Genomic DNA, 12,289 nt, shown 5'->3' with positions numbered 1-12,289 from the left:
ACTTATTTTGTTAAGGTAGAATAGATTTCTTCTACTAAAGCTACTGTGTTTTCCCAACCCAAACATGGGTCTGTAATAGAACGTCCAAAGATTTCTGGCTGGTTTTGGCGACCATCTGCTAAGTAAGACTCGATCATGAAGCCTCGAATTGTCTTCTTAATCTTTTCATTCCAGGCACGGTTGAGAAGAGTTTGGCGAACAATGCGAACTTGCTCCATATATTGTTTCCCTGAATTATCATGGTTGGTATCAATCATGATAAAGGGATTTTCGAGCCCCATAGACTCGTAGCGACCAATAGCATCTAGAAGAGTTTCATAGTAGAAGTTAGGTTCATTTTTCCCGTATTCATTCATAGCTCCACGAAGAATGACGTGAGCCAAGGGATTTCCTGAAGTTTCAACTTCTTGACCATGAAAGAGAAAGGTTTGTTTGTTTTGTGCTGCATAGATGGCATTAAACATCACAGATAGATTTCCAGAGGTTGGATTCTTCATGCCTACTGGAGCATCAATTCCCGAAGCTACAAAACGGTGTTCTTGGTCTTCGACTGAACGCGCACCCACTGCATGATAGCTCACCAAGTCCTCAACCAAGACGAGATTGGCTGGATAAAGCATTTCATCTGCTGTAGTCAATCCTGTTTCTGTAATTACCCGATAATGGAGCTGACGAACAGCCTGCAAACCATTAATCAAGCTTGGAGCTTTAGAAGTATCTGGCTGATGAACCAAACCCTTATATCCATCACCATTGGTACGTGGTTTGGCCGTGTAAACACGCATGACCATGAAAATCTTGTCCGCCACTTTTTTCTGCAAGTCTGCCAAACGACGGGCATACTCTAGGACTGCTTCTTCATTATCAGACGAACAAGGCCCAATGACCAAAAGGACACGATCATCCTTACCTGAAAGGATATCTGCTAATTCTTGATCACGATTTTCCTTATGTTGCAAGGTTTCTGCAGATAGCCGTGTTTCCGCCTTAATCGCTTCAATATCGATTTCTTGACCTTTCTCGATAAATGCCATATTATTCTCCTAGTTTTTGGTAGATTTCGCGAACAAGAGCTTCCGTATTTTCCCATCCTAGACATGGATCGGTGATAGATTTTCCAAAGACCTCAGGTTCGTTTTGGCGACCGTCTTCTAGATAAGACTCAATCATGAATCCACGAACATATTTTTTAATCTTTTCATTCCAATCACGGTTAATTAAAGTCTGGCGAACGATACGAATCTGCTCCATATACTGTTTCCCTGAGTTATCATGGTTGGTATCAATAATGATGAATGGATTCTCAAGTCCCATCTTTTCATACTGAGCAATAGTATCCATCAAATTATCGTAGTAGTAGTTAGGAATGTTTTTCCCGTACTCGTTAAGAGCTCCACGGAGAATAGCATGCGATAGAGGATTTCCAGTAGTTTCGACTTCTTTCCCTAGGAAAAGAAAACTTTGCTTGTTTTGAGCTGCATAAATACCGTTAAACATGACATTGAGATTTCCTGAGGTTGGATTTTTAAAACCTGTCGCAAAATCTGCTCCACTAGCTACAAAACGGTGTTGTTGGTCTTCAACTGAACGGGCTCCAACTGCCATATAAGAAATCAAGTCATCTACTAAAGGAAGGTTCTCTGGGTACAACATTTCATCTGCTGTTGTCATTCCTGTTTCAGAAATAACACGGTAGTGCAGATGACGAACCGCCTTGATCCCATTGATGAGGCTAGGCGCTTCTTTGGCATTTGGTTGGTGAATCAAGCCCTTATATCCATCACCATTAGTACGTGGTTTAGCAGTATAGACACGCATGACCATAAAGACGCGGTCTTTGACTTCTTCCTGAAGTTTTGACAAACGCTTGGCGTACTCTAGGACTGCTTCTTCATTGTCAGATGAGCAAGGACCAATCACCAACAGGATGCGTTGGTCTTCCCCACGAATAATTGCTTCAAGCTCTTGATCACGTTGGAGTTTGTTCGCAAGGACTTGTCCTTCTAGTTTAGACAAACTACGAACTTCATCAATATTAATTTTAGGGCTTTTTGCTGTAAATACCATTATCCATCTCCTTATAAAGCAAACGGACGCCAAGCGAAAATTCACTTTTCACTAGGCATCCGCCTGAAAATTAATCATTCTTAACGTCGTTTACCGTGACAATTTTTAAATTTCTTACCAGATCCACATGGGCATAAGTCATTACGTTTTACTTGACTGAGGTCCAAATCAGCTGGAAGAGTTGTCTGTTGAGCAGCAATATTTCGAGTTGCTGTCGTACTGATATGATGCTCAGTTTGTGGTCGTTCTTGTTCATGAATTTGTGCTTTCATCATCAAGCGAGTCACATCAAACTCAATTGAACCAATCATATCATTAAACATACGGAAGCCTTCCGCTTGATATTCCACGACAGGGTTGTTTTGGGCATAACCACGAAGACCCACTGCATTTCTCAACTGATCAAGGGCATCGATATGGTCAGTCCACTTGTTATCTACAACACGTAGAATCAAGACTTTTTGGAATTCCTTCACAGCTTCTTCATCACGAAGTTTAGCAACTTGGCTATCGTAGACTTTCAATGCACGTTGGTATAGTTCATCTTTGATAGCTTGGTCAGACAAACCTTCTAGGTCTGAAAGTGAAATTGAATCTTCTGGAAGCAAGTTGTACTTGGCAAAGTTCAAGATTGCTTCAAGTTTTTCATCTTGTTTAGAACGAGCATGCCCATCGACAATTCGTCCAATCGTACGGCGAATCATGGCGTGAATTTCAGGAGCCAAGTCACGTTCTGCAGTGATAACATCATAGCGTTGTGCGTAGATGATCTCACGTTGTTCACGCATAACGTCATCATATTGGAGGACTTGTTTACGAGTATCGTAGTTATTTCCTTCAACACGTTTTTGCGCTGCTTCGACCTGACGTGTCAACATACGAGATTCGATGGCTTCGTCAGACATATTCAGACGTTCAAAGACACCTTTCAAACGTTCTGAACCAAAACGTTTCATCAAATCATCTTCGAGTGACAAGTAGAACTGTGATTCACCTGGGTCACCTTGACGACCTGAACGTCCACGAAGCTGATTATCGATACGACGGCTCTCGTGACGTTCTGTACCAATGACACAAAGTCCTCCAAGTTCACGAACACCTTCACCAAGTTTAATATCGGTACCACGACCGGCCATGTTGGTTGCGATAGTGATTGCACCACGTTGACCAGCGTTCATGATGATTTGCGCTTCTCTGTAGTGGTTTTTAGCATTCAATACTTCGTGAGGCACGCCTGCTTCAACCAATTTCTTAGAAAGAAAATCACTGGTTTCAACGGCAACAGTACCTACCAAGACTGGTTGACCTTTTTGGTAACGCGCCTTAACATCTTCTACTACAGCCTTGAATTTTGCATCGAGACTAGCGTAAAGAAGGTCTGAATGGTCGATACGTTGGATCGGACGGTTAGTAGGAATTGGAATAACACGGATGTTGTAGATTTCGCGGAATTCTTCTTCTTCTGTTTTACCAGTACCTGTCATACCTGCCAATTTTTTATACATACGGAAAAGGTTTTGGTAGGTAATCGATGCTGATGTCTTAGTTTCATCTTGGATTGGCACGCCTTCTTTAGCTTCAATCGCTTGGTGCAAGCCATCAGAGTAACGACGACCTTCCATGGTACGACCAGTAAATTGGTCGACAATCAAGATTTCTTGTTCTTCGCTGACCACATAGTCAATATCAAGAATCATGATGTAGTTGGCGCGAAGGGCGTTGTCGATAAAGTGAGTCAAAGCCACATTTTCGATATCATAAAGATTTTCTAGTTTGAAGAAGCTTTCAGCCTTGTCAATACCAGAGTCAGACAAACCGATTGTCTTAGACTGAATATCAATGATGTAGTCATCTTTATCCAAAGACTTCACAAAGTGGTCAGCCATGTGGTAGAGCTGGCTTGTTTCAACTGCATTAGCTCCTGAAACGATCAATGGTGTACGAGCCTCGTCGATCAAGATAGAGTCAACCTCATCGACCAAGGCATAGTTGAGCGGACGTTGAACCATATTCTCTGCACGAACAACCATGTTGTCACGAAGATAGTCGAAACCAATTTCTGAGTTCGTTGAGTAAGTAATATCACAGAGATAAGCTTCTTTTTTCTCCATTGGAGATTTCGCAGCCAAGTTGATCCCTACTGACAAACCAAGCCATGAGTACAATTCACCCATCTCAGTCGCGTCACGCTCTGTAAGGTATTCGTTGACGGTAACTACGTGTACACCTTTTCCTGAAAGGGCATTAAGGTATACCGGCATTGTCGCTGTCAAGGTTTTCCCTTCACCTGTACGCATTTCTGGAACGTCACCGTGGTGAAGAACGATACCACCCATAACCTGAACCTTGTATGGGAAAAGTCCAAGAATACGCTTAGCTCCCTCACGTACAACCGCAAAGGTTTCGTACAAGAGTTGATCAAGGGTTTCACCATTTTGATAACGTTGCTTAAATTCTTCTGTCTTAGCTTGCAACTGCTCGTCTGTCAAAGCAGCCATTTCATCTTCGTATTTGAGGACTTTATCAGCCATCTTTTCTAAGCGACGAAGTTCCCCTTTATCATTTTCGATGATTGTTTTTAATAAATTTGCCATTTTTTTCCTTACTTTAAATTCTGAATATTTTAGAATGTTCTTTTTATTGTAGCATATTCGCTAAATTTTTTCAAGAAAGAATCCGTGTTTATACAAGCTAAAAAAGGCTCATTTAGAGCCTTTTTTTGTAAATGTTCAAACTATTGCTAATCATTGATTTTCTTTTAGAAAATTCAAGCCTATTCTTTGGTTGTAGAAGTACTAAAGTCAACCTTTGGAGCTGTCTTGGCTTCTTCGCTTTCTTTAAAGGTTTCTGCCTCTTTAAAGTTCATCATGTTAGCGAAAAGAACCGTTGGGAAGCTTCTTAATTTTTGATTGTATTCTGTTGCCACTTTGTTGTAATCCTTACGGGCTACAAAGATACGATTTTCACTTCCAGCCAGTTCTGTCATGAGTTGTTCCACATTTTGATTGCTCTTCAACTCAGGATAATTTTCAGTTAAGGAGATTAAGCGTGAGATAGCAGAACTCAACTCTCCTTGAGCCTCTTGATTTTCTTTTGAAGTCACTGAGCCATTCCCAATTTTAGCACGAGCTTCCGCAATCTTGGTAAAAACCTCTGTCTCATGGTTCATCTGGCCTTTTACAGACTCTACCAAATTTCCAATCAAGTCAGAACGACGTTGAAGAGCTGTCGCTACATCAGCTTGCGCTTGTTCGACCTTAGTTTGTTCGGAGACAAATCCGTTATAAGTGCCTACTACTGAGCAACCGCCAAGCAAGATAATAGCCAGCAAAATGCTCAACACATAAATAATTCCTTTATTTTTCATATCTAAACCTACTTATTTCCTTAATTTTTACACGAACATTACCAATCATCGGATGAACCACCGCCATCGAAGCCACCACCGTCCCAGCTACTAGAAGAGTCTGAGCCTGAATCTGACCAAGAAGAACCTGAGTCGGATGAGTCACTAAACCACCATCCTCCGTCAGAGGAACCTCCTCCTCGGCCACCGCCGCCTCCTCTAATAATGGCTATAAATACGATAATGAAATAAATGATTATCCCGACTCCGAACACATTGTCCATAGGGTCACTGTTCTTACGATGACTAGACGAGCTACTATTGCGACTCGATTTTTTGCCACTGATACTTTCAGAATAACGTTTGATATCAGAGGATTCATCAGATGGAAACGTTCCACTTCCTCTATAAAACTGATTGTCCAAGCCTTTGGCAATCGCTAGAATTCCTTTACTATAGTCACCAGTTTTAAAATCTGTACGGCTGGCTGCCAAAATCTGCTTGGTTTGATAGTCCGTTATTCTAATGGCGGTGTTATTACTGGTTTCAATTCTTGATTTACGGTCTTGAACAGCTACTACAATGAGACTTCCAAAATTATCTCCTGAATAGCCAATCTTCCAAGCCCTGGCAGTTTCATTAGCCACCGTTTCAATGCTTTCTCCTTCCAGACTATCTACGATATAGACACCTATTTGAAGCTTTTCTGCCTTTTGACTATTAGCTTCATTCAAATCACGAATCTGAGTAACTACTTCCTCTGTCAAATAATGATTTGGGTCATAGATACCATAGTCTGGTTTCTCAGGTGCTGTGAATGCTGATAGGAAGAAAAATGCCATCAGCAATCCAAGTAGACGCACCAAGAAAGAATTCTTTAACAATCTATCTTTTTTCATAATAACCTCCTTATGCAAGGAAAATTGTTTAGAGCATTATAGCATTTTGAATCTTACAAAGAAAGTACGTTTCCATTACAAAACCGTGACAAGGACTAGGAAAATGATGTTAATTTGATGACAAATTTAGATCGACGCTCTTGCTATCCTCTACAAAAAAGAAGGTCTGTTAACCTTCTTCTTTTTATCATTTTATTTCCGTTTTCTTGCGATCAGATGGATTGGTGTTCCCTCAAATACAAAGGCCTTGCGGATTTGATTTTCCAAGAAACGCAAGTAAGAGAAGTGCATAAGTTCTTCTTCGTTGACAAAAATCACAAAGGTCGGTGGTTTAGTTGCCACTTGAGTCGCATAGAAGATCTTGAGACGTTTCCCTTTGTCTGTCGGTGTTGGGTTGATGGCGATAGCATCCATAATGACATCATTCAAGACTGCTGATGGAATACGGGTATTTTGACTCTCGCTGATTTGTTTAATCATCTCTGGAAGTTTGTGGAGACGTTGCTTGGTCAAAGCCGAAACAAAGATAATCGGTGCGTAAGGTAGATATTGGAACTGTTCACGAATATCCTCTTCCCAGTTTTTCATGGTGTGGTTATCTTTTTCAAGAGTATCCCACTTGTTAACTACGATGATCATCCCTTTACCAGCTTCGTGGGCAAATCCAGCGATACGCTTATCATACTCACGGATGCCTTCTTCGGCATTGAGGACCATCAAGACTACATCTGAACGGTCAATAGCTCGCATGGCACGCATGACTGAGTATTTCTCTGTGTTTTCATAGACTTTACCAGACTTACGCATACCAGCCGTATCAATCATGGTAAACTCTTGGCCATCCGCATCTGTAAAATGTGTATCAATGGCATCACGAGTTGTACCAGCAACAGGACTGGCAATTACGCGATCTTCTCCCAAAATGGCATTGATCAAGCTAGATTTTCCGACATTCGGGCGACCAATCAAGCTGAATTTAATGACATCTGGATTTTCATCTTCGACTTCATGTGGAAGATTTTCGACGATGGCATCTAATACATCCCCTGTACCAATCCCGTGCACAGATGAAATTGGCACTGGTTCTCCCAATCCAAGAGCATAGAAATCATAGATATCATTTCTCATTTCCGGATTGTCAACCTTGTTAACTGCAAGGATAACAGGTTTATGAGTTTTATATAGTTTACGGGCTACGTATTCGTCAGCATCTGTGATGCCTTCTTTACCGGAAACTACAAAAACGATGACATCAGCTTCTTCCATGGCAATCTCTGCCTGGTGCTTGATTTGTTCCATAAATGGAGCATCAACATCATCAATCCCTCCAGTATCAATCATACTGAAAGAACGGTTAAGCCATTCACCAGTAGCATAGATACGGTCCCGTGTCACTCCTTCGACATCTTCTACGATTGAGATGCGTTCCCCTGCAATACGGTTAAACAGGGTTGATTTCCCAACATTGGGACGTCCTACGATGGCAACAGTTGGTAAGGCCATGTTTTCTCACTTTCTATAATAAGTTCTTTTGTTCAAGATTTTCTCTAGTTGAGCTTGGTTCAGGCTGACCGAATTGCTCTGCAAGACGTTGACTCCAAGTGGTAGTCGCACGAGCTCCTGCATATTCGGTCTGCACACGGTCATAGGCTTCAATAGCCTCCGTTGTTTGTTCTTGGTATTCTTCCTCAAAAACAACATTCTCTAGTGGCAATCTTGGTTTTACATCATGTTTTTGGTTCGGCACACCGAGTGCAATCCCAAAAACTGGATAGGTATAGTCAGGAAGGTTGAACAATTCTGCTACTTCAACAGATTTGTAACGCACCAAACCGATGATTACTCCACCATAGCCAAGGCTTTCTGCCGCAAGCAAGGTATTCTGTCCAGCCAAGGCTGCATCTACTGAAGTAATGAGGAGTCCTTCCACCCCTTGAGGTTGGAAAGTATCGGTATGGAGACGAGCCCCTTTTTCTGCACGGTTTAAATCTCCTACAAAGAGGAGGAAGGCGGCAGACTGACGAATCGCTTCCTGAGGAACCAGCTCAAAAAGAGCATCTTTCTTTTCTTGACTTCTGACTAGAATCACAGAATAAGATTGGAAATTTTTCCAAGAAGAAGCCATTTGGGCAGCTGATAAAATCTCATTCAAGTCCTCTTGAGGGATCGCTTCTTCTTTAAATCTGCGAACCGAGGTATGAGATTTCATTAAGGTGATTGTTTCACTCATCGGCGATTCTCTCCTTCTAGTCGTGTTTCTTCTGCTAAATAACGGATACGCTCCATAACGCGTCTAGCTTCCCATGTTTCATCGTTTCCGTTCTTGCCTTTAGCAAAATGTTTTTCCAAATCTTCAAAATTGAAATTTGAGGTAAAGAAGGTTGGCAAATCTTCCTGCATACGATACTGGAGAATGACTTGCAAGACTTCATCACGCACCCAAGGTGTCGATTGCTCGGCACCAATATCATCCAAAATCAAGACTTCAGCTTGCTTGATTTCATCCACCAAATTCTTAACATTCCCATCTCCAATAGCATTTTTGACATCAATAACAAAGCTAGGATAGTGAAGAAGGGTTGATGAAACCCCACGTTTTTCTGACAAATCATGGGCTAGGGCAGCCACCATAAAGCTCTTCCCAACTCCAAAGTCTCCATAGAGATAGAGACCTTTACGGACTTCTGGATATTGCTCAACAAAGGTAAAGAGCTTTTCAAAAACTGGCAAACGTCCCAAATCATCCAAATCAACTTGAGCCAAACTAGCTTTTTTAAGACTAGCTGGAAGATTAATCAGTTTGAGACGGTTCTTGATAGCCGCTTCTTTCTCAGCCGCAATCAGTTCCGGAGTTTCCTCATAGGATACATCTGCGTAACCATGATTCATAACTAGAATTGGCTTATAACCACGCGCGATATAGTCAGTATCTCCGCGAAGAAACTTATCTCGCTCGGTGATGTATTGGTTAAACTTAGAGATACTACGATTCAATTCCTCTTGACTGAGAGATTCCTTCTGGATAAAAGCCGCAACATCAGGATCTTTTACAATCTGCTGGACCAGATCCTGGTATTGAAAACGGCTGGGATGATCTTTAAGCACATCTCCTACACTTTCCATCTAGTCTCCTCCTTTTCCTAATCGGTCTAACATTTCTTTTTTCTTACGTTCTAACTCCAAGCGAGTTTCTTTGCTGGTTTCATTTTTATATTCTGGATTACTCCATTTTGGGACATTGCTTTTGGCTTGGCTTGGCTTCGCTGATTTTTGTTCTTGCCCCTTTTGATTCTTCTCTCTGATTCGAAGCACAGCTTCTTCAGCAGAACGAATCTTGTTATAAGAGTAATCATTAGCCACTTTCATGGCATATTTTTCATTGAGATTGGCCGAATCAACCTTATTGAAGGTCAAGAGTATAACGACATTGATGACTTCATCAAGCAGTCCCAAATCCGCCATCTGTTTTAGCAAATCGCGTTCGGCTTGGATAATTCCAGCATTTCGGGTTTGTTTGATACCCGCTAAAAATTGCAGGGCCGTTTTACTTTTAGCTTCTCGGATAATGGTCGCTTCTTGGGGACTAAAGTCCGATGAAACAGACTCTTGTGCTAATTTTTCGCGCATACGCTTGACAGAAATAACTTGTGAAACAGCTGTTGATTTGGCCAATTGATAAGTCTCAAACCAGGTCCATTTTTTCTCATCAGCAATTTTAAATAACTCTAAGACATCTGACTGTTCATCTTGGAAACGGAGATTATCTCTCGCCATGAGCTGACGAAAATGCTCCAAATCAAAATCATTTTTAAAATCAGCTTTTACTGACATCTCGTCATGACTAGCCAATTCTTCTATCTCTGGAAAGGCCTGACTCAAAGGAACAGTCAAAGGCTCTCCGCCTGCCTGCTCTTGGCGCAAATCAGAAACTGCTGGCTCACCGATTTTTTTCTCCAATAAGGTACGATAAACCGTATGACGTAAGAAATCCGAGCTAGAAAGCGTTGGATGAATAGCAAGTTCATAGCCGTCACCCTTTTGATAGAGGATAACCAAATTGAAGGCTGATAATATTTTAAAAGCCTTTAACAGCCTGTCCATTCCAAAATTGAGATGATTGAGGATAGCTGCAAACAGGTGTTCTTTTTGTCCATCATCCCAAAAAGCTAAGGTATAAAGGTAAAGACTCAGCGCATCCTGACCGATAATCGGGAGGTAGCACTGCACCAAAGTTGTGGGATCTTGCGACACCCGATTATTCTTTAGAAAAGAAAAACGATCATTAGGCTTCATTTATTTTTCCTTTTTCTTCTTTGAAGATTGCGTAATTTGTTTGAGAAGATTTTCGAGCTCACTCACGTCTTTAAAGCTACGATAGACGCTGGCGAAACGAACGTAAGTGATTTCATCCAGTTCAGCCAATTCTTCCATGACCAGTGAACCAATATCTTCACTTTGAATTTCATTATCATTGCGACTGAGGAGTTTTTGTTCGATACGATTGACCACCATGCCAATCTCATCACTAGACACCGGACGTTTTTGAGCCGAACGAATAATCCCGTTAAAGATTTTATCTCTGGAGAACTGCTCCCGTGTGCCATCCTTCTTGACCACAACCAGCGTTCTCTCTTCTACACGTTCATAGGTCGTAAAACGATGTTGACACTCTTCGCACTCACGTCTACGTCTAATGGTATTTCCTTCTTCAGCCTGGCGACTATCGATAACACTGGATTTAGTAGCCCCACATTTTGGACAACGCATGTCTTCCCCTCCTTGTCGTTTTCTTTTCATTATACCATTTTTTTGAGCAATTCCCAAAATAATTCTCCTTTTAGCTTGACAAGTTCCTTGTTTAGTTGTATTATTTAATTAACACAATAGACATTGTAGAAAGGAGACCGCGATGTCCTGGATATTTGATAACAATAAACCCATTTATTTGCAGATAATGGACAAAATCAAACTGCAAATTATTTCTCATAAACTAGAACCCAACCAACAACTACCAACTGTCAGAGAATTGGCTAGTGAGGCTGGTGTCAATCCTAATACCATCCAACGTGCCCTATCAGACCTAGAAAGAGAAGGTTTCGTATACACCAAGCGGACTGCTGGACGTTTTGTCACAGAGGACTTGGACTTAATCCTCCAATCCCGGAAGCAACTATCAGAAGAACAGTTGCAGCAGTTTGTAACAGGCATGGTAGAATTTGGATATGAAAAAGAAGAACTACCAACTGTTTTGAGAGATTATATTGAAGGAGTTTAGACTATGACCTTGTTAACGTTTGAAAATGTTTCAAAATTCTATGGAGCAAGCCCTGCTCTTCAAAATGTTTCCCTTGAAATTCCAGCAGGAAAGATTGTGGGTCTCCTTGGCCCAAACGGCTCTGGAAAGACAACCTTGATTAAACTAATCAACGGTTTACTCCAACCAGAGCAAGGGCGTATCCTCATCAATGGTATGGAACCAAGCCCAGCAACTAAGGCTATTGTTTCTTATCTACCTGATACGACCTATCTCAACGAACAGATGAAGGTCAAAGAAGCTCTTACCTTTTTTAAGACCTTCTATAAAGATTTTAATCTGGAACGTGCTCAAGGTCTTCTTCGTGACCTTGGTATCGACGAGAATAGCCGTTTCAAGAAACTCTCAAAAGGGAACAAAGAAAAAGTTCAGTTGATTCTTGTCATGAGTCGTGACGCTCGTCTATACGTCCTTGACGAACCAATCGGTGGTGTTGATCCCGCAGCTCGTGACTACATCTTGAACACCATCATTACCAATTACTCTCCAACTTCGACTGTCTTGATTTCAACTCACTTGATTTCAGACATCGAGCCAATCTTGGATGAGATTATTTTCCTCAAGGATGGAAAAGTCGTCCGTCAAGGAAATGTGGATGATATTCGTTACGAGTCGGGTGAATCAATTGACCAGCTCTTCCGTCACGAATTCAAAGCCTAGTTA

The 12,289-nt window shown here is 41.4% G+C and carries 12 protein-coding genes; 2 read left to right on the top strand and 10 right to left on the bottom strand.

Annotation, left to right across the window (positions count from 1 at the left end; genetic code table 11):
- Positions 1–2: 2 nt before the first annotated feature.
- The 10 genes from M1F91_RS07785 to nrdR all read right to left on the bottom strand — a co-directional run bounded on the left by M1F91_RS07785 (position 3) and on the right by nrdR (position 11,079).
- Positions 3–1,034 carry a 3-deoxy-7-phosphoheptulonate synthase gene (locus tag M1F91_RS07785; RefSeq protein ID WP_247913224.1) on the bottom strand — a complete coding sequence of 344 codons (1,032 nt, stop codon included), beginning with the start codon at positions 1,032–1,034 and terminating at the stop codon, positions 3–5.
- Between the two features lies 1 nt (position 1,035).
- Entirely contained in the window at positions 1,036–2,067 is a 1,032-nt protein-coding gene (locus M1F91_RS07780; RefSeq protein ID WP_247913223.1) for a 3-deoxy-7-phosphoheptulonate synthase, read from the bottom strand.
- An 80-nt stretch (positions 2,068–2,147) separates the two neighbouring features.
- The gene (secA, locus tag M1F91_RS07775) at positions 2,148–4,661 is read right to left on the bottom strand and encodes a preprotein translocase subunit SecA (RefSeq protein ID WP_247913222.1); all 2,514 of its coding nucleotides are present in this window, start codon (positions 4,659–4,661) and stop codon (positions 2,148–2,150) included.
- Positions 4,662–4,840: 179 nt separating this feature from the next.
- Entirely contained in the window at positions 4,841–5,434 is a 594-nt protein-coding gene (locus tag M1F91_RS07770) for a LemA family protein (protein WP_247913221.1), read from the bottom strand.
- 38 nt (positions 5,435–5,472) lie between these two features.
- Positions 5,473–6,312, bottom strand: a complete 840-nt coding sequence (locus M1F91_RS07765) for a TPM domain-containing protein (protein WP_247913220.1) — start codon at positions 6,310–6,312, stop codon at positions 5,473–5,475.
- Between the two features lie 192 nt (positions 6,313–6,504).
- Positions 6,505–7,815: a ribosome biogenesis GTPase Der gene (gene der, locus M1F91_RS07760; protein ID WP_247913219.1), complete on the bottom strand. Its 1,311-nt coding sequence runs from the start codon at positions 7,813–7,815 to the stop codon at positions 6,505–6,507.
- 13 nt (positions 7,816–7,828) lie between these two features.
- A complete protein-coding gene (locus M1F91_RS07755) occupies positions 7,829–8,542 on the bottom strand; it encodes an NADPH-dependent oxidoreductase (protein WP_070678779.1) in 714 nt (237 codons plus the stop codon).
- Positions 8,539–9,435 carry a primosomal protein DnaI gene (dnaI, locus tag M1F91_RS07750; RefSeq protein ID WP_006153038.1) on the bottom strand — a complete coding sequence of 299 codons (897 nt, stop codon included), beginning with the start codon at positions 9,433–9,435 and terminating at the stop codon, positions 8,539–8,541. Before dnaI ends, M1F91_RS07755 begins: the two co-directional genes overlap by 4 nt.
- Complete coding sequence (locus tag M1F91_RS07745; protein ID WP_247913218.1) at positions 9,436–10,605, bottom strand: DNA helicase; 1,170 nt, start codon at positions 10,603–10,605, stop codon at positions 9,436–9,438. It lies immediately after the preceding gene.
- Positions 10,606–11,079, bottom strand: coding sequence for a transcriptional regulator NrdR (nrdR, locus tag M1F91_RS07740; protein WP_004250782.1), 474 nt, complete (start codon positions 11,077–11,079; stop codon positions 10,606–10,608).
- Positions 11,080–11,221: 142 nt separating this feature from the next.
- Here nrdR and M1F91_RS07735 point away from each other — a divergent pair, with 142 nt between their 5' ends.
- Both M1F91_RS07735 and M1F91_RS07730 read left to right on the top strand, forming a co-directional pair.
- Positions 11,222–11,587, top strand: a complete 366-nt coding sequence (locus tag M1F91_RS07735; protein WP_247913217.1) for a GntR family transcriptional regulator — start codon at positions 11,222–11,224, stop codon at positions 11,585–11,587.
- 3 nt (positions 11,588–11,590) lie between these two features.
- Positions 11,591–12,286, top strand: coding sequence for an ABC transporter ATP-binding protein (locus tag M1F91_RS07730; protein ID WP_247913216.1), 696 nt, complete (start codon positions 11,591–11,593; stop codon positions 12,284–12,286).
- Positions 12,287–12,289: the final 3 nt, after the last annotated feature.

It is taken from the genome of Streptococcus sp. oral taxon 431, assembly GCF_023110115.1.
GTDB lineage: Bacteria > Bacillota > Bacilli > Lactobacillales > Streptococcaceae > Streptococcus.
Note: the sequence above shows the minus strand (reverse complement) of the source record. Positions and strands in the feature narration are given on the sequence as shown.